The organism is Actinomadura madurae, from assembly GCF_900115095.1.
Lineage (GTDB): Bacteria > Actinomycetota > Actinomycetes > Streptosporangiales > Streptosporangiaceae > Spirillospora > Spirillospora madurae.
Genome location: NZ_FOVH01000013.1, coordinates 228917 through 250261, shown reverse-complemented (window position 1 = coordinate 250261; position 21345 = coordinate 228917). Strand labels below are relative to the sequence as shown.

Genomic DNA, 21345 nt, shown 5'->3' with positions numbered 1-21345 from the left:
GAATCTCCTGGTGCGGGGATGGTGGTGAAGGCGGGGGGCCGGGGGACGGTCAGGTGGCGGTGGCCTCGGCCGGGACGTCCGCGACGCCGGTTCGCGCCGGTGGCGCCCCCCGCCGCCCGGCGCGCAGGCGGGAGAACCGGCGCAGCAGCTCGGCCGACATGGCGAGGATGAACACGATCCCGACCGCGACCTCCTGCCAGGCGTCGCCGACGCCGTTCAGGTTGAGGCCGTTCTGGATCACGGAGATGACGAGGACGCCGAGCAGCGTCCGCCACATCGCGGCCCGCCCGCCGTGCAGCGCGCTGCCGCCGAGCACGACCGCCGCGACCGAGAACAGCTCCAGGCCCTCGCCGACGGTCGGCTGCGCCGACTGCAGCCGCGCGGTCGTCCCCATTCCCGCCACGGCGGCGAACGTCCCGGCGAGCACGAACGTGGCGACGATCGTCCGCTCGACGCGCAGGCCCGCGAGGCGCGCCGCCTCCCGGTTGCCGCCGCTGGACAGCACCCGCAGCCCGAACGGGCTCACGCTCAGCAGGAACGCCGAGACGGCGAAGCAGGCGATCATCACCCAGACGATCCACGGGACGCCGAGCGGGCGGCCGACGCCGAACCCGGCGATGCTCGCGGGCAGCCCGCCGACCGACTCGGCGTGGGTGAGGATGAGCGTGACGCCCACCCCGATCACCGAGGTGCCCAGCGTGATCATGAACGGGTGGACCTTGAGCGCGATCACGAGGATCCCGTTGAGCAGCCCGAACACGATCCCGGACAGCGCCGCGGCGGCGAGGCCGAGCGCGATGCTCTGGGTGTCGCGCATGACGATCGCGCCGACCGCGCCGTGCAGCGCGACCTGCGCGCCCACCGACAGGTCGAACCCGCCGCCGGCGATCACGAACGTCTGCCCGAACGCGACGATCGCGAGGATCGCCATCGAGCTGAGCACGTTGAGGATGTTGCCGCTGCTGAGGAACGAGTCCGTCGAGAACGTCAGGACGAGCGCGAGGACGACCAGCAGCAGCGGGACGAACGCGTCCTCCAGCGCGGGGGCGGTTCTCTTCATGGGGCAAGACCTTCCGGGTGTTCGCCGAGGCACGCCGTCATCAGTTCGGCGTGCGTGACGTCGGCCGCGAGCTCGGCGACCAGGCGTCCCCGCCGGAACGCCAGGTAGCGGTCGGTGATGGAGCGGAACTCCTCGCTCTCCAGCGCCACGATGACGACGCAGCCGCGCTCGTCCGCGAAGGCGCGGAGCTGCCGCAGCACGTGCTCCTTCGCTCCGATGTCGATGCCGTGGGTGGGCTCCTCCACGACGAGGACGCGCGCGCCCGCGGCGAGCCACCGCGCGATCAGGACCTTCTGCTGGTTCCCGCCGGACAGCAGCCCGGCCGGGAACGCCGGGTCGGCGGGGCGGACGTCCAGTTCGGCGATGAGCCGCAGCGCCTCGGCGCGCATCCTCCGCCGGTCCAGGACACCGAACCGGGTGAACGCCTTCACGTCGCCGAGCGCGATGTTCCGCTCGACGCTGAGCAGCGGCTGGACCCCGTCCCGCTTGCGCTCCTCCGGCACGAACCCGATCGCGGCGGCGGCCGCCGCGATCCGGTTGTGCGGCCTGACCGTCCGGCCGCCGACCTCGACGGCGGCGGGGACGTGCCGGGGCGGGCGGCGCGCCCCGGCGAGGGTGCGCGCGAAGCGGCCCGCGCCCGAGCCGAGGATGCCGGTCATCGTGACGACCTCACGGTGCCGCAGCTCCAGCTCCGGGGCGTCCGGCAGGTCGGCGCGGACGAGCACGCCGCCCGCCTCGTGCGGCTCCCGGTCCGGGGCGTTGGCGAGGGTCCGGCCCGCGACCAGTTCCACCAGCCCGTGCGGGGTCGCCTCGCCGCGTTCCAGGCGGGCGACGACCCGGCCGTCCCGCAGCGCGGTGATCCGGTCGCAGAGCAGCCGCACCTCGTCCAGGTCGTGGCTGACGAACAGGACCGCGAGGCCCTCGGCGGCGAGGCGCCGCACCAGCTCGGTGATGCGCCGGCACTGCCGCGGCTCCAGCGCCGCCGTGGGCTCGTCCAGGATCAGCAGCTTCGGGCGGGCCCGCAGCGCCCGCGCCACCTGCAGCAGCTTCTTCTCGGCGAGGTCGAGCGCGCCCACGCGGCGCGCCGGGTCGAGGTCGAGGCCGAGGGTGCCGAGCAGCTGGGCCGTCTCGGCGTGGTCGGCGCGGCGGTCCCGCAGCAGCCGGCCCCGCCGGTGCGGGGCGGCGACGACGATGTTGTCGGCGACCGTCAGCTCCGGGAACAGCTGCGTCTCCTGGTGCACGACGGTGATCCCGGCCTGCTCGGCCTGGGCGGGCGTCACGTTGCCGACCCTGCGGCCCTCGACCTCCAGGTGCCCGGCGCCCGGCGCGTACGCGCCGCACAGCACCTTGATGAGGGTCGACTTGCCGGCGCCGTTGGAGCCGATCAGGCCGTGGACCTCGCCCGCCGCGAGGTCCAGGTCGACGCCGTCCAGCGCGGTGAACGTCCCGAACCGCATGGTGACACCGCGCGCGGCGACCGCCGGCGGCGCGGTCACGGCCGGGGACGCCGTCACGAGCCCGGCTCCGTCCGCACCGCCGTCCCGGTGGCGCGGACGAACGAGGCCAGGGCGCGGCGCCGCACCGGCGGGATGCCGAACACGGCGGCGAGCAGCAGCGCGAGGGTGATCAGGATTCGCATCGGGTGGCCTCCACAGGAGCGAGCCGGGAATCGAGGGGCGGGAGATCGTGGGGACGCGGGAGGTCGTGGGGACGCGGGAGGTCGTGGGGACGCGGGAGGTCGTGGGGACGGGGCGCGTTCAGGAACGCCTCGGCGAGCCGGGCGTAGTCGCGGGGCCGCTCCTCCTGGGGGTGGTGCGCCGTGCCGGGCAGCACCTCCAGGACGGCGGCGGGCAGCGCCGCCGCCAGGCGGGACGCGTAGCCGACGTCGGCGAACGGGTCGGCCGAGCCCCACAGCAGCAGGACGGGCGCGGTGACGGTGTGCAGGAGGGGGCCGAGGTCCTCGGGCAGGCCGCGCGCCTCGGTGTCCGTCCCGAGCGCCAGCGCGTCGACGGTGACGCTGTTGCGGAAGCGCTCGAAGACCGTGGCCTCCGGAACGATCGCGGGATCGTTCCACTCGTGGTCGCGGATGAGATCGCGCATCTTGTCCGGGGTGGGCCCCTCGCCGCCGTAGTACGCGGCGCGGATCGCCGCGCCGCTCGCTCCGGGCGTTCCGCCGAGGTCGGCGGGGCGGCCGCCGGTGAGGACGATCCGGCCGGCGCGGTGCGGCTCGCGCGCGGCGATCAGCAGGGCTACCGACCCGCCGAGCGACTGGCAGACGAAGTCGGCGCGGTGAATTCCCAGGTCATCGAGCAGGGCCATGACGTACCGTGCGTGGAAAGAGAACAGCGGCCGGTCGGCCTGCGGCGCGTCCGAATCGCCGTACTGGGGGAGATCGACCAGGATCAGCCGGCGGCCGTGCAGCTCGGGCACCAGCGCGGCGAAGTCGGTCCAGGCGGAGCAGCCCGGGCCGCCGCCGTGCAGCAGGACGGTGGGCGTTCCCTCGCCGATCGTGCGGACCCGCAGCGCGGCTCCCAGCACGGTGTGCCGGGTTCCGGTGGTCGGTGCGGTCATGGGTTCTCCGGTTCTTCCGGCCCCTTGCGGAGGCTCAAGCGCCCCGCGAGAAGGGGCGCGCTACCGAGAAAGTCGAGATGAAGCCGCGAATAACGGGTGATGCGTACTATGTACACTACTTAGGTCAGGAGTCAATGCCCCGGATCGGAATTCCGGCTCGGAGATCGCTCAGAGAGCCAGAACCAGCCGGGCCGAGAGGCAGCGCGAGACGCAGGGCATCATCGTCCTTCCGGCCTCCCGCTCCGCCTCGGTCAGCAGCCCGTCCCGATGGTCCGGAACCCCTGCCAGCACGGGCGTCTCGCAGCTTCCGCAGATGCCCTCGCGGCAGGCGTTCGGTACCTGGACGCCGGCGCGCTCCAGGGCGTCCATGACGGTCTCGTCCGCCTCGACCTCGATCGTCAGCCCGGACCGCGCGCACTCCACCTCGAACGCGGTGTCGTCCGCCGGACCGCGCGGCGCCGCGGCGAAGCGCTCGACGTGCAGGCTGCCGTCCGGCCACGCCGCGCACCGCTTCTCGACCGCCGCGAGCAGGCCCTCCGGACCGCAGCAGTAGACGGCGGTGCCCTCCTGCGGCGTGCCGAGCAGGGCATCGAGGTCCGAACGCCCGGCGCGGTCCTCGGGGACGACCGTCACCGCGTCCCCGTACCGGGCGAGTTCGGGCAGGAACGCCATGGAGCTCCGGCTCCGGCCGCCGTAGACCAGCCGCCACGGGACGCCCCGGCCGGCGGCCCGCGCGATCATCGGCAGCAGCGGCGTGATCCCGATGCCGCCCGCCAGGAACAGGTACCGCGGCGCGTCCTCCAGCGGGAACCGGTTGCGCGGGCCGCGCACCCGCACCGTCTGGCCAGGACGCAACTCCTCGTGCACGAAGGCCGAGCCGCCCCGGCCGTCCGGTTCGTAGAGGACGGCGATCCGGTACGTCCCGGACTCCCCCGGCTCACCGCACAGCGAGTACTGGCGGACCCATTCGCCGAGGTCGAGCTCCAGATGGGCGCCCGGCTCCCAGGGCGGCAGCGGCCCGCCGCCGAGCCCGGCCAGCGTGACCGACAGGACGCCGGCCGCCTCCCAGGTCATCGAGCGGACGAGCAGCTCGTGTTCGTTCTCCAGCATGGCTCGTACTATGTACGGTACTTTGCATGGCCGTCAAGAGCCGGGCTTGACAAGGCGGAATGGGCTCGTACAAAGTACGTAACATTGTTCAAGGAGGCACCGTTGACCACCAACGCCACGTCCCCCGGCCGCTCCCGGCCGCAGCGGCGGCAGCCCGGCCAGGACTGGTCGTCCTGGCCGACCTACGAGAGCGCCGTCCTCGGGTTCCGCGACCACTGGTACCCGGTCCTGTGGACCGAGCAGGTCGGCAAGAAGCCCGTAGCCGTCACCGTGCTCGGCGAGAACATCGCCCTCGTCCGCGAGGGCGAGGAGATCCACGCCCTGCACGACCGCTGCCCCCACCGCGGCGTGCCCCTCTCCCTGGGCCGGCGCCAGTTCCCCGGTACGGTCTCCTGCCCGTACCACGGCTGGACCTACGACCTGAAGGACGGGAACCTCTGCGGCGTCCTCACCGACGGCCCGGACTCGCCCATCAAGGGCCGCGTCAAAGTGCGGACCTACCCCGTCCAGCAGCGCTTCGGCCTCATCTGGGTGTACATCGGCGACGGCGACCCTCACCCCCTGAACGACGACCTCCCCGAGGAACTTCGGCACAACGCCCTCGTCATCGGCGGCCGCACCGACATCCGCAAGGGCAACTGGCGGTTCGCCGCCGAGAACGGGTTCGACGAGGGCCACGCCAAGTACCTCCACAACACGGCGCTGTGGCGGCTCTTCAAGGTGATGCCCGCCTGGAACAAGACCCGCGTCGTCGAACGCGGCGAATGGCTCGTCCGCGTCCAGGACGAGGTGCACTGGGAGGCCGACATGCCCGGCCTCGGCCTGTGGACGAACAAGCGCTGGTGGAAGCGGATGCCGCTGCCCGACGCCCCCGGCAAGGCCCAGAAGATCAACCCCGTGATCAAGGGCCTCGACCTGCCCGGCTTCGTCTCCATCCGGATGCCCGGCATCCTCCGCGTCGCCTACCCGCATTTCATCCACTACGAGTGGTACGTCCCGGTGGACGCCGACAACGTGCGGTACGTCCAGCTGATGGTCCGCTTCGAGACCGGTGCCCGCGCCGGCCTCTTCAAGGTCAAGTACCTCACCGCCGTCCGCTGGCTCTTCCACGGCCAGTTCACCGCGCAGGACGCCTGGATGGTCGACGTGATGGACGCCCCGCCGGAGAAGCTCTACCGCCCCGACCTGTCCCTCACCGCGTGGCGGCGCAAGGTCGAGCAGAGCAGGCCGAACGTCCAGCCGTACAAGCGCTAACCTCGCTCGGGAAACCGACGAGACACGGAGCGGCATGGCCAAGAAGGACGCGCGGACGCTCACCCGCGAACGCATCGTCGAGACCGCCGTGCGCATCGGCGACTCCGAGAGCCTGGACACCCTGACCGTCCGGCGCCTGGCCGGCGAACTGGGCGTCGGCGCGATGACCCTGTACAGCTACTTCCGCAACAAGGAGGAGATCCTCGACGCGATGGCCGACCACGTCCTCGGCGGGATGGAGCTCCCTCCCGCCGGGACGGACGACCCCGTCGACATCCTCGTGAGCTGCGGGCGGGCCTTCCGCGCGATGATGCTCGCCCACCCCTGCGTCGTCCGCCTGCTCTCCACCCGCGTCACCGACAGCATCGACGCCCTGGACGGCGCCATGGAGGACGTCCTGGCCCGCCTCGAATCCGCCGGCCTGAAAGGCGCCGAAGCAACCCGTGCCTACGGCGTCCTCATCACCTACGCCCTGGGCTTCTCCGGCTACCAGGCCCCTCGCACCTGGGGCGACGACCCGGAGGCCCGCCGCCAGCGCCACCACTTCTACGCCGGCCTCCCCGCCGACCGCTTCCCCACCACGGTGAGGCTCTCCGCGGACCTCCCGTCCCTGCCGTCCTCGGACCAGTTCGAATTCGGCCTGCACCTGATAGCCAAGGGCCTCGCCCCCACACCCTGAAATCCCCGGCACGCCGGACCGTGGCTGGCAGCATGGAAGGTGTGGACAGAGATGCCGTAGAACGGTGGGTCGCCGGGTACGAGCGGGCGTGGCGCACTCCCGGCACCGAGCCGCTCACCGACCTGTTCTCGCCGGACGTGTCCTACCTGCCATCACCGTGGGCACACCCGATCGTGGGCCTGCCCCGGCTCGGCCAGTGGTGGGACGCCGAACGCGACGGCCCCGACGAACCCTTCACGATGACGAGCGAGATCGTGGCCATCGACGGCGACAGAGCGGTCGTGCGCATCGAGGTCACCTACGAGCGCGACGACCTGGCACGCTGGCGCGACCTATGGATCATGCGCTTCGACACCGAAGGCCGCTGCACCCAGTTCGAAGAATGGCCCTTCACCCCAGACCAACCCGACGGACACTAATAGTGCTTGGTTAAGTGGTGGCCGTCTCGACCAGGGTCAGTGAACAATTTCCCACTGGAGTACGCCGGCTTCGATCTGGGGGCGGTAGCGTCGGATGTCGCGCGCCTGCTCGGTCGCTTCGGCGATATCGGCGATCATCGCGGCGAGTGAAGGCCAGGTCGCCGGTGTGCAGCCTGCCGTCGCGGCGGAGGCGGGTCTGAGAATCGATACCGGTCTGGTTGTGAGGCTTTCTCGGATTTGGTGGTCGTGGTTCTATGAGCACCAAGTAAGCGTTCGGGGGCCAGTGCGGAGCGCCGAGCGAGGGAGTACCGGATGGGCCCGCGGATTCTCATGAGGTTGGGGGTGCCGCCGGCGGCAGCGATCGTGCTGGTCCTCGGCCTGGTGCAGGTGGCACAGGCGCACATCGAGCGGCCGTCGTACTGGCCGTCTCCCGGTCCCGACTGTTCCGTCAGCCCGTGCGCGGGCGGGAAGGTGCCGACACCGCGGAGCCTGGCGTCGGCGGTCGAGAACGCCCCGCGGAGCACGACCCGGGTGGTGTGCCGGCCGGATTCCCTCGAACGGCTGGACGCCTCGATCAAGCGGGCGCTGAAGTCGGGCTACGACATCCGCCCGCACGACCACCGGGCTTTCGGCGCTGCCGAGGCGCGGGAGCTGAAGCGGATCAACCGGGCGCTGTTCGACCGGTGCCGGTACAGCGAGATCCAGCCCGCGGTGACCGATTCACGGAACAACGACCGGGTCGTGGTGCTGCCGGGTCTCTACACCGAGCCCACGGCGCGGAAGAAGCCGACCCACGACCCCGCGTGCGAGCAGTACAAGCTGAGCACGGGCGCGTACTCCTACCTCGGCGAGTACACCTGCCAGAACGACGCCAACCTGATCGCCGTGCTCGGACGGGCTCCCGGCGGCGGCGAGGACCCGGATCCGCCGCTCGTCGACCGGCACGGCATCCCCAACCTGGGCACGTGCGTGCGCTGCAACCTCCAGCTCGAAGGGTCGGGCGTGAGCGCCGACGACGTGGTCGTGGACGCCGGCGATCCGTCGTCCGGCAACGGCGGCCCGCGCAACTCGGCGAAGGACGTGGGCATCCGTGCCGACAGGGCCGACGGCTTCGTCCTGCGGAACATGACAGTCCGGCACGCTGAAGAACACAACATCTACGTACTGGAGAGCAACGGGTACCTGCTGGACAGATTCAAGACCTTCTACGCGGGCGAGTACGGCGTGCTCACCTTCGTCGAAGACCACGGTGTGATTCAGAACTGCGAGGCGGTCGGGAACGGCGACTCCGGGCTGTATCCCGGGTCGGGCGCGAAGACCGCGGCCGGACGCGACGAGAAGGTCTACCCGACCGCGCGCTACAGCCAGCAGATTCGGTACTGCGACTCGCACCACAACACCAGCGGTTATTCAGGCACCGACGGCAGCGCGACCTGGGTGCACCACAACAACTTCTACGACAATGCCCTCGGGTTCACCACGGACGTGTTCACCGCCGCCGGGCATCCCGGTTTCCCGCAGCAGGGCGACCTCATCGAGCACAACGACTTCTTCTCCAACAACTTCAACCCGTACCTGGCTGACAGCGACGTGGTGCCGACGGTGCCGGTCCCGGTGGGGAGCGGAATGTGGATCGCCGGCGGTGACGACAACGTCGTCCGCAATAACAGCTTCCGCGACAACTGGCGGCGTGGGGCCATGCTCTTCGCCGTGCCGGACGCGTTCGTCTGCTCCGATCAGCCCATGACAGGCTGCGACCCGCTAAAGTTGTCCACCTCGCACCGCAACCAGTTCTACGGCAACCGGATGGCAGGCAACGGCCTGGACTTCTGGTGGGACGCATTCCCCGGCAATTTCGGCAACTGCTGGTACTCCAACGGAACCGTCACCACGTCACCCACCAACCTGCCCGACTGCCTGAACGGAAGGGCGCCCTTCCTCAGCATCGGGTTCGGCAACCTGGGCAACGAACTCGAACTGCTCACCTGTATGGCCAACTTGAAGCCCGGCGGCCCGTGCCCCTGGTTCACGACCCCCGAGGCCCCCGCCCCGGCCGCGTCCAGGGCGGCGCCCGCCGGCGACCCCCACGATCACGGGGCGAGCGAACTCGACGACGCGATGCTCGCCGCGATGACCTGCCATTCCTGGCAGGAGATGACGACCGGCCAGCGCGACCACATGCTGGACAAGATGGCGGTGTTCATGGGTGGCCAGATCGACCATCCCGGGGCGCGCGGCACGACGCTGGGCAACAAGAAGGCGACCAGCATGCTCGACAACGCCTGCGGGCTGTCCTTCGCGGGCCCGTTCAAGCTCTACAAGCTCTACGCCCGAGCGGCGGCCTTCCCCCTACAACTCCCATAACGTCTCAAAGGGACCAGGAGCATGAGGCGCGGCCTCGCGATTCCGCGCGCTACTTTGGGGGCAATTGCCGGGTGATGGCGGGCTGGCGGGCCCCGGGGCGGCCCCGGTGAAGTTCGGTGGGCGGCGCTGGGAGGAGGCGGTCAGTCCTTCGGCGAAGTCGGGGGTGGTTCGCAGGCGGGTTTGCTCCTGGTTCTCACGACTCATGGCGTCGGCTACCCGATCGACCAGCTCCTGTCGCATGGTTCGTTTGATGCTCGCCACTGCCAGGGGTGCGGCGGATGCCATTCGGTCGGCAAGGCGCATCGCCGTTCGGCGGATGTCATCGTCGTCGGTCAGTTCGTCGAGAAGGCCGGCGCGGTGGGCTTCCTCGCCTTTGAAGCGGCGTCCGGTGATCAGGTAGTCGAGGGCCTTCTGGTGTCCGACGACGAGTGGGAGGGTCACTGAGATGCCGAAGCCCGGGTGGAAGCCCAGGCGGCTGAAGTTGGCGGCGAATCGTGAGCCCGCGCCACCGACCCGGAAGTCGGCGGAGAGTGCCAGGCCTAGCCCCCCGCCGATCGCCGCGCCCTGCACCGCGGCCACGACCGGGGTCCGGCAGCGGAACAGGCGGAGGGCTTGGGAATAGAGTTCGGACGCGTCGTCCAGAACAGCGTCAGAGCGGCTGAAGTCGGCACCGGCGCAGAAGTGCCTTCCCTGTGAGCAGAGAACGATCGCACGGCATGAGCGGTCGCGATCCAGAGCCTCGTAGGTGTCGGCGAGTTGAGCGATCAGAGCCGTGTCGAAGTGATTCGACGGGGGACGCCGGAGTTCGACCACGGCGGTGTGGCCCGCGATGTCGGTGTGGACGTCTTTCATGGCCGGGCCAACCGGTCCAGATGGGTGGCGGGGTCGCCGAGCAGGTGTTGAGCCGCCTTGGCCCGCCGGTAGTAGAGATGAAGGCCGTACTCCCAGGTGAATCCCATGCCGCCGTGAAGGTGGATGGCCTGATCGGCGGCTTGGAAGGCCGTCATCGAGGCGAGGGCGAGCGCGGCGGCCGCGGGGAGTTCGCCGGGTTCGGAATCGGCCGCCCGAGCGGCGTGACGAACCGCTGACTCGGCCAGTTCGCAGTCGACGTAGAGGTCGGCCAGGGCGTGCTTGACCGCCTGGAACGAGCCGATCGGCCTTCCGAACTGCACGCGGGTTCGCGCGTACCGCACGGTCATGTCCAGGCATCTGCGAGCCACTCCGAGTTGTTCGGCGGCGAGGCCGACGGCCGTCAGGTTCCAGGCGGCGTCGAGCGCCCGCGGCAGGTCGGGGCAGGGCAGCGGGCGGCCCGCGGCGCCGGCGAGCTCGATCCGGGCGGCGCCCCGGGTGAGATCGAGCGTGGTCAGGGTCCGCCGGACCAGGTCGTCGGCGTCCACGGCGAAGACCGCGCGGTGGTCGGCGACGACCAGGAAGACGTCGGCGAGGTCTCCGTCGACCACGCACGGTACCCGTCCGTGCAGGCGGCCGTCCGCGTCGGCCGTGATGGGCCCGGACGCGGGGTCCCACCACGGGGCCGCGGCGACGATCTTTTCTCCGGAGGCGATTCCGGCCGGCAGGTCGGTCCCGTCCAGTTGGAGGAGGAGGCTCGCGGCGAGCACCGAGGAGGACAGGAACGGGGCGGGGAGCAGCGCGGCCCCCATCTCTTCGAGGACGACGGTCAGCTCGGCGGCCCCCGCCCCCGCACCACCGTGCCGTTCCGGCACGATGAGGCCGGTCACGCCCAGGTCCTCGGCCAGGCGGCGCCATGTCTCCCGATCCGGCCCGGCGGCGGGTGGCGGGGCCCCGGCCAGGAACCGGCGTGTGGCGTCGCGGAGTTGCTCCTGCTCGGCGGTCGGTACCAGGCTCATGCGGTTCCTCTCGCACGCGACTCCGAGAAGGGGACGTCGCGGTCGGTGGCGGGCTCGCGAGGCAGGCCGAGTACCCGGTCGCCGATGATCTGCCGCTGGATCTCGTCGGTGCCTCCGGCGATGCGGGCGGACGGAGCGTCCAGGAGGGCGGCGGCGAGCCGGGCCGCGGCGCCGTCCTCCGGTTCCCACGCCAGCCCGGTGTGGCCGGCGATGTCGGCGATGGCGTCGGCGGAGAGGCGGGCGAGCCGTCCGGCGGCCAGCTTGCCCGCCGAGCCGCGGGGGCCGATGGGACGGCCCGCGCGCGCCTCCTCTCCCAGCCTGGCGGCCAGCAGTTCCGCGAGCCGCTCCGCCCGGTAAACCTCGGCCAGGCGGCGGCGGACGTGCCGGTCATCGGCGACGCCCCGGGCACGGGCCAGTGCGGCGAGCGCGGTGTGGGAGGCCGGGTGGTCGCGTGGAAGGCGCAGGTCGGAGATGGTGATCCGCTCGTGGCCGAGCATCCGCACCGCCGCGTCCCAGCCTTCGCCGACCGCGCCGACCACGGCGCCGGCGGGTAGCCGGACGCCGTCGAAGAACACCTCGTTGAAGCGAACGGTGCCGGTCATGTCGCGCAGCGGCCTGACCTGGACGCCCGGGGAGCCCATGTCCACGACGAACATCGTGATCCCCCGGTGTTTGGGCACGTCGGGGTCGGTGCGCGCCAGCACCGCCCCCCATTCGGCGTACTCGGCCCGGGACGTCCACACCTTCTGGCCGTGCAGAAGCCAGCCGTCGCCGTCCCGCCGCGCCCGCGTGGTCAGGCCGGCGACGTCCGAGCCCGCGTCGGGTTCGGAGAAGAGCTGGCACCAGATCTCGTCGCCGCGCAGAATCGGCCGCAGGAAGCGCCGTTTCTGCTCGGCGGTGCCGAGGTCCAGCAGTGTGGGGCCGACCATGCCGAGCCCGATGAGGAAGGGTCTGGCAGGCAGCGCGTAGTCCCTGGCCAGTTCGTCGAACGTGCGCTGTTCCACCTGGGTGAGTCCCTGGCCGCCGTGCTCGGTGGGCCAGGCGATGCCGGCGAATCCGGCCCCGTGCAGCTCCGCCTGGAAGAGCCGCGCCTCCGTCACGCCGGTGACGGGCTCGCGGGGGGCGTGCTCGGCCAGCCAGGCGGCGGCCCGGGCGGAGAAGTCCTCGGTCATCGGCCCTCCTTGAGGCGGTCGGCCAGGACGAGTGTCGCGGCGGAGGTGAAGATGCCGCCCACTCCCTGGACGACACTGATCTCCACTCCGTCCACCTGCCGGTGCGCGTCTCCGCGCAGTTGCCGGACGGACTCCTGGATCGCGAACATGCCGTACATGCCGGTGTGCGTGTAACAGAGGCCGCCGCCGTTGGTGTTCATCGGCAGGGAACCGCCGGGGGCCGTGTTGCCGTCCGCCACGAAGGCGCCCGCCTCGCCGCGGCCGACGAATCCGAGGTCCTCCAGCCCGTAGAGCGGCAGGTGCGCGAACGGGTCGTAGACCATCAGATGGTCGACGTCGGCGACGGTGACGCCGGCCTGCGCGAACGCCCGGCGGCTCGACTCGCGGAAGGCCCGGGAGGACGTGAGGTCCTCCATGTGGGCGACCAGCGGGCTCTCCCCCGCCTCGCCCGCCCCCAGCAGATGGACGGGCGTGCGCGGCAGGTCGGCGGCGCGTTCGGCAGCGGTCAGCACCAGGGCCGCTCCGCCGTCGGTGACGGGGCAGCATTCCAGCTTGTGGAACGGCCAGGCGACGACTCTGGAGGCGAGCACGTCCTCGACGGTGAACTCCTCGGCCCGCCAGGCCCTCGGGTTGCCGTGCGCCCAGCGGCTCTGCACGGCGGGGACGGCGGCCATCTGCTCGCGCGTGGTGCCGGTCTCGTGCAGGAAGCGCAGGGCGGGAAGGGTGAAGGCGGTGACCGCGCCGCGCACCCCGTACGGCGCCTCGAACTGGCGGGACAGGGAATCGGGCGGTGTGCGCCGTGACGGCCGCCCGATCCGCGACCGTCCGGATTCGCCGTGCAGGACCAGCACGGTGGTGCACAGCCCCGCGTCGATGGCCGCCGCCGCGTGGCCGACGTGCACCAGGAACGAGCAGCCGCCCACGGTGGTGCCGTCGTGCCAGGACGGGGTGACGCCGATGTGGTGCGCGATGTCGATCGGCGAATGCCAGGCGGTGGCGATGCCGTCCACGTCGGCCGGGGTCAGTCCGGCGTCGGCCAGCGCCATGGCGGCCGCGCGGGCGTGCAGGTCCGGCTCCGACAGGTGGGGAAGGACGCCGACGTCGGTCTCCGCGGCCCCCACGATCGCCACCCCTCGCGGTTTCACGGGCCTGCCTCCGGCACCGGCTGGAACAGGGGCAGCGCCTGGTCTCCACGCGGCTCGATGACCAGTTCCAGCGGCAGGTCCAGCGGGAGGGCGCGGGGATCGGGCGGCACGTCGACGAGGTTGGTGATCATGCGTGGGCCCTCGTCCAGCTGCACGATCGCGATGACGTAGGGGACGTCGCCGGCGTATCCCGGAGCGGGGACGTGGTTGATGACGTACGAGCTGAGCCTGGCGCGTCCGCTCACGGGAGTCCATTCGAGGCGGGACGAGCCGCAGAAGGGACAGGCGATACGCGGGTAGAACACGTGCCGGACACAGTCTTCGCAGCGTTGAAGGCGCAGTTCACCGGCTCTGGTGCCGTCCCAGAAGGGCTGCGTGGCCGGAGTGGGGACGGGCACCGGGCGGCTGTCGGCGGCCACCGGTCAGCCCGTCCGGACGGAGCCGAGGGCGGGTGCGGCGTTGGGCCGGGCCCGTTCGATCAGTGCGGGGAGCACCTCGCCGAGTTCGCCCGGATCCCAGCGTTCGGGGCGGTCGATCGACGGGCCCGGCCGCCAGCCCTCGGCGACGGTGATCGCGTTGCCCCGGACGCCGAACATGCGGCCCGTGACGCCCCGGGAGTGCGGGCTCGCCAGCCACACCACCAGGGGGGCGATGGTGGCCGGGTCGCGCAGCGGGTCCGCCTCCCGGCCCGCGTAGGCGGAGAGGCCGGCGGTCAGGCGGGACGCGGCGGCCGGGTACACGCAGTTGACGGTGACGCCGTACCGTTCCAGTTCCAGGGCGGCGGTGAGGGTGAACCCGGCGATCCCGGCCTTCGCGGCGGCGTAGTTGCACTGGCCGGGGTTGCCGAACAGGCCGCTGGACGAACTGGTGTTGATCAGGCGAGCGTCGACCGGCCCGTCCGCTTTGGCGCGGGCCCGCCAGTGGGCCGCGGCGTGCCGCGAGACGGCGAAGGTGCCGCGCAGGTGCACGCGGACGACGTCGTCCCAGTCGGACGCCGTCATGTTCACCAGCATCCGGTCGCGGAGGATGCCGGCGTTGTTGATCACGATGTCGAGGCCGCCGAACTCGCGTACCGCGGTCCCCACCAGGCGCCCGGCCGCCTCGTGGTCGGCGACGTCGTCGGTGCTCGCGACCGCGCGTCCACCGGAGGCCCGGATCTCCTCGGCGACGGCGAGGGCGGGACCGGGGTCGGCGCCGGAGCCGTCCCGGGCGCCCCCGAGATCGTTGACCACGACGGCCGCTCCCTGCCGGGCCAGCTCCAGGGCGTACGCCCGGCCGATTCCCCGGGCGGCGCCGGTGACGATGGCCACGCGTCCCTTGCACAGGTCGGTCATTCCGCTGTCCTTCCTTCCTGACAGGTCGTTCACTGGTGGGCCGTCCCGTCGCGAAGCAGCTCGGCGGTCTGCGCCGCGCTGTGGCCCAGTTCGCCGAGCACGGCCGCGGTGTCGGCTCCCCGGGGCCTGGCGGGGTGTGCGCCCGGCCCGGGGTCCGTGACAGCGCGATGGGCACGCCGAGTTCCCACCGACGGCCGGTGACGGCGACGAGGCCCCGGTGCCGCACCCGGGCTTCGGCCAGGGCTTCGGGGACGGTGTCGACGGGAGCGGCGTTGGCCGCCAAGAACACAGCACGTCCCGCCCGCTGGGTGGGACAGATCAGGGCAGATGTGGCGCTTGCCGCGGTTGATGCCGTCGAAGTAGCCGCTCGTGCCGTCGCCGAAGGGCCCGTCGAGGGCTCCGGTCATCGTCATGCCTCCCCGCAGGCCACGGCCCAGGCGTCGCCGCCCATCGCGGCGGCGACGCGGTCCCGCCAGCGGGCCTCGGATCCGTACTCGTCACGCCATGACCACAACCGCAGGGTGAGGCGCCGCAGGACGTGCTCGCGGGTCACCCCGATGGCGCCGTGGATCTGGTGGGCCGTCGCCGCCGCCGCGCCCGCCGCGCGGCCCGCATCGGCCTTGGCGCAGGCCACGGCGGTCCCGGCGGCCGGACCGCCGGCGCCGAACGCCACCGTGGCCGCCTCGGCGCCGGTCTCCAGCAGCATCACCTCGCCTGCGAGTTCGGCCAGAAGCTGCTGGACGGCCTGGAACCGCGCGATGGGCCGGCCGAACTGCTCGCGTTCGGCGGCGTGGCGCAGCGAGAGGTCCAGGACGCGACGCGCCGCCCCGGCCATGGCGATGGTCCTTGCCAGGGCTCCGTGCAGCATCAGGTCGGACGGAGTGAACGGGGACGGCACGGCATCGACGGCGACGGCGTCCAGCGTGATGTCGTCACGCGGCTCTCCGGCGAGGTTGCGGCCCGGCTCGACGGACACCGCGCAGCGTTCGACCAGCGCGGCCAGCGTCCCCTCCGGGCCCTCGACCGCCAGTGCGATGCGGTCGGCGTGCGCGGCCCAGGGGACGCGGCTCAGCCGGCCGCTCAGCCGCCAGCCCGCGCCGTCCCGTTCGGCCCGGACCTCGCCCGGCCACGGCCCGCCGCGCACCGACCCGGCGGCCGTGAGCGGCCCCGGCGGGACGGGCAGCCCGGCGGCGCTCAGCAGGCGCCCGGCCAGCCAGGTCTCGGCCAGCGGAACGGCGGCCGCGTGATACCCGGCCGCACGGAGGACGGCGGCCGCGTCGGCGAGGCCGCCGCCGGCGCCTCCGGAACGCTCGGGTATGCCGATGGCCGTCAGGCCCGCTTCGTACAGGGCGGGCCAGGCGTCGCCGGCCCGCTCGACGAGGATCCGGTTCACGGTGTCGTCGAGCAGCGCCATCAGCGGACTCCCAGCTCGCGGGCGACGATGCCGCGCAGGATCTCCGTGGTGCCGCCGCGGAGGGTGAACCCGGGTGCCTGCACGACGGCCTCGGCGAGGGCGCGGGCCAGCGGGGCGGGTGAGTCCGGATCGGGCTCGACCGGGATGTGGGCTCGCACAACGTCGATGACCTCCCGTTCGAAACGGGTGCCGAGATCCTTGACCAGCGCCGCCTGCGCGCCGGCGCCGTCGCCTCGTTCGAGGGCCCCGGCGACCGCCATGGACGCCTGCCGCAGCGTCCACAGCCGGGCCAGCAGCCCGCCCAGGGCCCGGCGCGCGGCGTCATCGCCGGTCTGCGCGGCCGCCGCCCGGATCAGCGGGAACGTGCTGAGCATCCGCTCGGGGCCGCCGCGCTCGTGCGCCAGTTCCGCGGTGACCTGCCCCCAGCCCGCGCCGGGCCGGCCGAGGAGCATGCCGTCGGGCACGAACGCCTCGTCGAAGGTCACCTCGTTGAAGTGGTGCTCCCCCGCGAGCCCGCCGATCGGCCGGATCGTCACCGCCGGGTCGGGCAGCGTCACCAGGAACTGGCTCAGTCCGGCGCGGCGATCGGGGCCCGGGGGTGCGGTGCGGGCCAGCGCGAGGATGACGTGGGCGCGATGGGCTCCGCTGCTCCACACCTTGGTGCCCGTCAGCGACCATCCGTCGCGGACGCGACGGGCCCGGGTGCGCGCCGACGCCAGGTCGGAGCCGCTGTCGGGCTCGCTCATCCCGATGGCGAAGAAGCACTCGCCACGGACGATCGCGGGCAGGAACCGCCGCCGCTGCTCGGACGAGCCGTGCGCCACGAGGGCGGGCGCCATCTGCCGGTCGGCGACCCAGTGGGCGGCGACCGGGGCACCGGCCGCCAGCAGTTCCTCGATCACCGTGAACCGTTCCAGCGGGCCGCGGCCGTGCCCGCCGAGGCGGCGGGGCACGGTCATGCCGAGCCAGCCTCGCTCGCCCAGTCTCCGGCTGAAGGCGGGGTCGAAGCCGGTGAGCCAGCTGTCGCAGCGCGGGGTGAACTCCGCCCCCTCCAGGAAGGCCCGCACCTCCAGGCGCAGGTCCGTCGCGGCGGGCGCTGCGCCGGGGAGAGACAACCTCATGACGCGATGCCCTGTTCCGCCAGGGCGGCGACCAGCGCGTTGCGGTCGGGTTTGCCGACGGGGGTGAGCGGGAGGCGCTCCACGATCACTACTTCGTCGGGGCGTTTCGGGCCGGCCACTCTGGTGCGGCAGTGCCGGTGGACGTCCTCGGGCGTGCAGGTGCCGACCACGGCCGCCACCACCCGCTCGCCGAGGGTGCGGTCCGGTATGCCGACGACGCCGACGCCGGCAACACCGGGGCAGGTGCGGATGGCGTTCTCCAGGTCGGCGGGGTGGATGTTGAAGCCGGCCCGGATGATCAGCTCCTTGCGGCGCCCGGCGATGCGCAGGTACCCGTCCTCGTCCTGGCTGCCCAGGTCGCCGGTGTGCAGCCAGCCGTCGCGGATCGCCTCGGCGGTGGCGGCCTCGTCCCTCCAGTAGCCCGCCATCACGGCGGGGCCTCGCACGATGATCTCGCCGATCCGGCCGGGCGGCGCGTCCCGCCCGTCCGGGTCGACGATGCGGACGTCGACGCCCTCGAACGGGACCCCGACGCTCCCCCGGCGGTGCGGCCGGGACGGCGAGTCGCCCGCGATGAGCGTTCCTGACTCGGTCAGCCCGTACCCCTCGATCACACGGACCGGGAGAGAGTTCTGGACGGTCTCGATGAGGTCGGGCGGGCAGGGTGCCCCGCCGACGTAGAGGGTGCGCAGGGTACGCAGCGCGCCCGAGTGGACGTGCCCCTGGTCGAGCAGGGCCTGGAGCATGGCCGGGACGACGTCCGCGACCGTCACGCCCTCCTCCCGGACCGTGGCGGCGAAGTCGTCCGGGTCGAAGCGCCGCCGGACCAGCAGGCGCAGCGGCCGCAGGTAGGTCACCAGGAAGGCGATCAGGCCGAACCCGTGCGAGAGGGGCAGGGTGACCAGGCTGACGTCCTCCGGCCGGGCGTCATCGGCGGTGGCGGCCATCGCGGCGGCGGCGGTGAGGTTGCGGTGGGTCAGCATGACGCCCTTGGACCGGCCGGTGGTGCCGCCCGTGAACAGCACGGCCGCGAGGTCGCCCTCGTCGTGTCCGCCCGGGACGACGTCCGCCGCCGACCCTGCCCACGGAACGTCGCCGCCGTCGCCGGCCAGCGGGAAGGTCCCGCCCGTCGCGGCGCGCGCCGCCCGGACGGTGTCCGCGGTGTCCGCGGAGACCAGGACGGCGGCGGGCTCGGCGCTTTCGAGGATGTGCGCGACCTCGTCCGGGACGAGGGCCGGCATCAGCGGGGTGATCGCGGCACCGGCCCGCCAGATCGCCTCGTACGCCACGAGGACGTCGACGCCGTTGGCCATCATGACCCCGACGCGGTCACCGCGCCGCACGCCCTGCGCCTGGAGGCCGCCGGCGAGCCGGCGGGCCCGCTCGGCGAGCCGGTGCCCCGTCCAGCCTCCGGTGTGGTCGGTGGCCCGGACCCGGTCGCCGTGTCCGGCGAGATAGGTGTCGATCAGCTCGACGATGTGCACGTCCGTCACTCCCCGTTCAGAACATCGCGATGTTGAGGCCGCCGTCGACGACGAGCTCGGCGCCGGTCACGTAGGACGCCTCGTCGGAGAGCAGGAAGACCACGCAGCGAGCGACCTCCCACGGGGTGCCGACCCTGCCCATGGGGATGCCGCCCGTCAGGTCCGGCACGTGCTCGGCGGGGATCCCCGCGAGCGCCCGGCGCAGCATCGTCGAGTCGATGACGCCCGGGAGGACGGTGTTGACCCGGACGTTCATGGGCGCCGCGGCGGCGGCGGCGTGCCGGGACAGGCCGAGCAGCGCCGCCTTGCTGGTGTCGTAGGAGATCCCGGCGCCGCCGGTGCGGTAGGCGTTCAGCGAGGACATGTTCACCACGGCCCCGCCGCCCGCATCGGCCATCTCAGGCAAGGCGTGCCGGACGGTGAGCAGGTGGCCGCGCACGTTGACCCGCATGATCCGATCGAAGGTGTCCGCGTCGGTGTCGGCCACGCCGCCCGCGTCGGCGATGCCCACGTTGTTGACCAGCAGGTGCAGGGCGCCGAACGCCTCGACCGCCGCCGCGACCGCGGCCGCGCACTGCTCCGGGTCGGCCACGTCGCAGGCGACGGCCCCGGCCCTGCCACCGGCGTTCCTGATCTCCTCGGCCGTCGCCTCGGCGGCGTCGGCGCGCAGGTCGGCGACCATGACGGCGGCGCCCTCCGCGGCAGAGGCCAGCGCGGCGGCCCGGCCGTTGCCGATCGGCAGCCGCTCGCGGTCGCGCGGCGGCCCGTCCGAGCCGCCGCCGATCACCAGCAGCACCTTGTCGTCGAGTCGTCCCATGGGTTCGGTCCTTTCGGGGGGCGGAGGTCAGGCGTGCACCGCAGGGATGCGGCCGGCCCACGGCATCGCGGCCTCCAGCTGGGACGCGACCCGGATCAGCACGTCCTCGCGGCCGTGCGCGGCACCGAGCTGCACGCCGACGGGCATCCCGTCGGCGGCCCAGTGCAGGGGCAGGGAGATGGCGGGCTGCCCGCTGACGTTGAACGGGACGGTGAAGGTGCTCGCCTCCATGCCGAGGCTGGAGAACGGGTCCTCCTTCGTGGGGTTGAACAGGCCGAGCGGCGGCGTCTGGCCGGTGAGCGTGGGGGTCAGCAGCAGGTCCCACCCGTCGTCCTCCCACCACCGCTCGATCTCGCGACCCCGCTCGCGGAGCGCGTCGACTCCGGCGGCGTACTGGACGCCCGTGACGGTGCGGCCGACCTCGGTGTAGGCCCAGGTCTGCGGCTCCATGTCGTCCTCGGTGAGCGGCCGGCCGACCAGGCGGCCGAAGCGCTCGATCTCGCGGAGCACCACCACGCCGACGCACGGCATGAACTCCATCGGCCAGCTGCCCTGGCGGAGCACCTCGGGGTATCCGTCGCGCACGTCGTGGCCGAGCCCGGCGAGGACGTCGGCGGCGGCGCGGGCCGCGGCGGCGCATTCGGGGTCGACCGCGGTCTGCCCGGTGGGGTCCTCGGTGAGCACGCCGATGCGGAGCCGCCCCGGGTCGGCGCCGACCTCCCCGGCGAACGGGCCGGGCGGCGACCACGCGCCGAAGGCGTCGCCGGGCCGGTGGCCGCCGGTGACGTCCAGCAGCGCGGCGCAGTCCCGGACGCTCCGGGTCATCCATCCCTCGTGCGCCATGCCGGACACGTTGTCGGAGTCGATCACCTGGGGGCCCTGCGAGATCCGGCCCCGGGTGGGCTTGATCCCGACGATCCCGCATTTGGCCGCGGGCTCCCGGACGGACCCGCCGCCGTCGCTGCCGTGGGCGACCGGGACCAGGCCGGCCGCGACCGCCGCCGCGGCGCCGCCGCTGGATCCGCCGGTGGAGCGGGAGGTGTCCCACGGATTGCGGCATGTGCCCCAACCCGCGGACTCGGTGGTGGCGACCAGGGCCATCTCGGAGGTGTTGGAGCGCCCGGCCAGCACGAACCCGGCGGCGCGCATCGCCTGGACGAGGTAGGTGTCGTGGTCGGCGCGCAGCCCGGCCGCGATGACGCCCTTGATGCCCGCGGCGTAGATGTCGCCTTTGGACGGCATGACCTCCTTGAGGAGGTACGGAACGCCGCGGAAGGGCCCGTCAGGGGCGTCCGCGGCCTCCGCGCGCGCTTTGCCGGCGAGCGTGACGACGACGGAGTTGAGCTGCGGGTCGACCTTGCCGATGCGGTCGAGCGTCTCCTCGACCAGCTCGCCCGGGGTGATCTCGTTCCGGCGAACGAGTTCTGCTAGGCCGGTTGCGTCGATGAATGCGTCAGGCATGAGGCCCTCCCGTGACCGATCTGAAGTGCTCCGAGCTATGTTCAAGTGACCTGGTCATATGTACAGATTCAG

20 protein-coding genes and 1 pseudogene are annotated in these 21345 nt (G+C 72.7%); 4 read left to right on the top strand and 17 right to left on the bottom strand.

Annotation, left to right across the window (positions count from 1 at the left end):
- Nucleotides 1-49 precede the first annotated feature (49 nt).
- The 5 genes from BM339_RS31950 to BM339_RS31935 all read right to left on the bottom strand — a co-directional run bounded on the left by BM339_RS31950 (nucleotide 50) and on the right by BM339_RS31935 (nucleotide 4741).
- Nucleotides 50-1060, bottom strand: a complete 1011-nt coding sequence (locus tag BM339_RS31950) for an ABC transporter permease (RefSeq protein ID WP_021596040.1) — start codon at nucleotides 1058-1060, stop codon at nucleotides 50-52.
- Nucleotides 1057-2574, bottom strand: a complete 1518-nt coding sequence (locus BM339_RS31945) for a sugar ABC transporter ATP-binding protein (RefSeq protein ID WP_075023280.1) — start codon at nucleotides 2572-2574, stop codon at nucleotides 1057-1059. Before BM339_RS31945 ends, BM339_RS31950 begins: the two co-directional genes overlap by 4 nt.
- Nucleotides 2571-2699, bottom strand: a complete 129-nt coding sequence (locus BM339_RS51835; protein ID WP_256255552.1) for a hypothetical protein — start codon at nucleotides 2697-2699, stop codon at nucleotides 2571-2573. Before BM339_RS51835 ends, BM339_RS31945 begins: the two co-directional genes overlap by 4 nt.
- Nucleotides 2687-3631, bottom strand: coding sequence for an alpha/beta fold hydrolase (locus BM339_RS31940; RefSeq protein WP_075023279.1), 945 nt, complete (start codon nucleotides 3629-3631; stop codon nucleotides 2687-2689). Before BM339_RS31940 ends, BM339_RS51835 begins: the two co-directional genes overlap by 13 nt.
- Nucleotides 3632-3799: 168 nt before the next feature.
- Nucleotides 3800-4741, bottom strand: a complete 942-nt coding sequence (locus BM339_RS31935; protein ID WP_075023278.1) for a PDR/VanB family oxidoreductase — start codon at nucleotides 4739-4741, stop codon at nucleotides 3800-3802.
- A 102-nt stretch (nucleotides 4742-4843) separates the two neighbouring features.
- On the opposite strand from BM339_RS31935, the gene BM339_RS31930 reads away from it, so the two are divergent.
- From BM339_RS31930 to BM339_RS31915, 4 genes are all read left to right on the top strand, one after another.
- Nucleotides 4844-5995: a Rieske 2Fe-2S domain-containing protein gene (locus tag BM339_RS31930; protein WP_021596045.1), complete on the top strand. Its 1152-nt coding sequence runs from the start codon at nucleotides 4844-4846 to the stop codon at nucleotides 5993-5995.
- Between the two features lie 34 nt (nucleotides 5996-6029).
- Entirely contained in the window at nucleotides 6030-6674 is a 645-nt protein-coding gene (locus BM339_RS31925; protein WP_021596046.1) for a TetR/AcrR family transcriptional regulator, read from the top strand.
- A gap of 41 nt (nucleotides 6675-6715) precedes the next feature.
- Nucleotides 6716-7093 (top strand): nuclear transport factor 2 family protein, encoded by a 378-nt coding sequence (locus BM339_RS31920; protein WP_021596047.1) that lies wholly within the window; start codon nucleotides 6716-6718, stop codon nucleotides 7091-7093.
- A gap of 330 nt (nucleotides 7094-7423) precedes the next feature.
- A complete protein-coding gene (locus BM339_RS31915; protein ID WP_143118684.1) occupies nucleotides 7424-9457 on the top strand; it encodes a right-handed parallel beta-helix repeat-containing protein in 2034 nt (677 codons plus the stop codon).
- Here BM339_RS31915 and BM339_RS31910 read toward each other — a convergent pair.
- The 12 genes and pseudogenes from BM339_RS31910 to BM339_RS31860 all read right to left on the bottom strand — a co-directional run bounded on the left by BM339_RS31910 (nucleotide 9443) and on the right by BM339_RS31860 (nucleotide 21273).
- A complete protein-coding gene (locus BM339_RS31910; protein ID WP_075023276.1) occupies nucleotides 9443-10309 on the bottom strand; it encodes an enoyl-CoA hydratase/isomerase family protein in 867 nt (288 codons plus the stop codon). The two genes, BM339_RS31915 and BM339_RS31910, sit on opposite strands and share 15 nt — an antisense overlap.
- Nucleotides 10306-11325 carry an acyl-CoA dehydrogenase family protein gene (locus tag BM339_RS31905; protein ID WP_075023275.1) on the bottom strand — a complete coding sequence of 340 codons (1020 nt, stop codon included), beginning with the start codon at nucleotides 11323-11325 and terminating at the stop codon, nucleotides 10306-10308. The genes BM339_RS31910 and BM339_RS31905 overlap by 4 nt, the downstream gene beginning before the upstream one ends.
- Nucleotides 11322-12497, bottom strand: coding sequence for an acyl-CoA dehydrogenase family protein (locus BM339_RS31900; RefSeq protein WP_075023274.1), 1176 nt, complete (start codon nucleotides 12495-12497; stop codon nucleotides 11322-11324). Before BM339_RS31900 ends, BM339_RS31905 begins: the two co-directional genes overlap by 4 nt.
- Nucleotides 12494-13627 carry a thiolase C-terminal domain-containing protein gene (locus tag BM339_RS31895; RefSeq protein ID WP_256255551.1) on the bottom strand — a complete coding sequence of 378 codons (1134 nt, stop codon included), beginning with the start codon at nucleotides 13625-13627 and terminating at the stop codon, nucleotides 12494-12496. Before BM339_RS31895 ends, BM339_RS31900 begins: the two co-directional genes overlap by 4 nt.
- An 11-nt stretch (nucleotides 13628-13638) precedes the next feature.
- Complete coding sequence (locus BM339_RS51830) at nucleotides 13639-13887, bottom strand: Zn-ribbon domain-containing OB-fold protein (protein WP_021596053.1); 249 nt, start codon at nucleotides 13885-13887, stop codon at nucleotides 13639-13641.
- Between the two features lie 21 nt (nucleotides 13888-13908).
- Nucleotides 13909-14040 (bottom strand): annotated as a pseudogene (locus BM339_RS51825) (zinc ribbon domain-containing protein); the annotation flags it as partial.
- A 24-nt stretch (nucleotides 14041-14064) separates the two neighbouring features.
- Nucleotides 14065-14976, bottom strand: a complete 912-nt coding sequence (locus tag BM339_RS31885; protein WP_075023272.1) for an SDR family oxidoreductase — start codon at nucleotides 14974-14976, stop codon at nucleotides 14065-14067.
- A gap of 409 nt (nucleotides 14977-15385) precedes the next feature.
- Nucleotides 15386-16390, bottom strand: coding sequence for an acyl-CoA dehydrogenase family protein (locus BM339_RS31880; RefSeq protein ID WP_075023271.1), 1005 nt, complete (start codon nucleotides 16388-16390; stop codon nucleotides 15386-15388).
- The gene (locus tag BM339_RS31875) at nucleotides 16390-17511 is read right to left on the bottom strand and encodes an acyl-CoA dehydrogenase family protein (RefSeq protein ID WP_024933981.1); all 1122 of its coding nucleotides are present in this window, start codon (nucleotides 17509-17511) and stop codon (nucleotides 16390-16392) included. The genes BM339_RS31880 and BM339_RS31875 overlap by 1 nt, the downstream gene beginning before the upstream one ends.
- Nucleotides 17508-18995 carry a class I adenylate-forming enzyme family protein gene (locus BM339_RS31870; RefSeq protein WP_177287833.1) on the bottom strand — a complete coding sequence of 496 codons (1488 nt, stop codon included), beginning with the start codon at nucleotides 18993-18995 and terminating at the stop codon, nucleotides 17508-17510. The genes BM339_RS31875 and BM339_RS31870 overlap by 4 nt, the downstream gene beginning before the upstream one ends.
- 16 nt (nucleotides 18996-19011) lie before the next feature.
- On the bottom strand, nucleotides 19012-19812 hold the full coding sequence (locus tag BM339_RS31865; RefSeq protein WP_075023269.1) for an SDR family NAD(P)-dependent oxidoreductase: 801 nt from the start codon (nucleotides 19810-19812) through the stop codon (nucleotides 19012-19014).
- A gap of 27 nt (nucleotides 19813-19839) precedes the next feature.
- Nucleotides 19840-21273 (bottom strand): amidase, encoded by a 1434-nt coding sequence (locus BM339_RS31860; RefSeq protein WP_075023268.1) that lies wholly within the window; start codon nucleotides 21271-21273, stop codon nucleotides 19840-19842.
- Nucleotides 21274-21345: the final 72 nt, after the last annotated feature.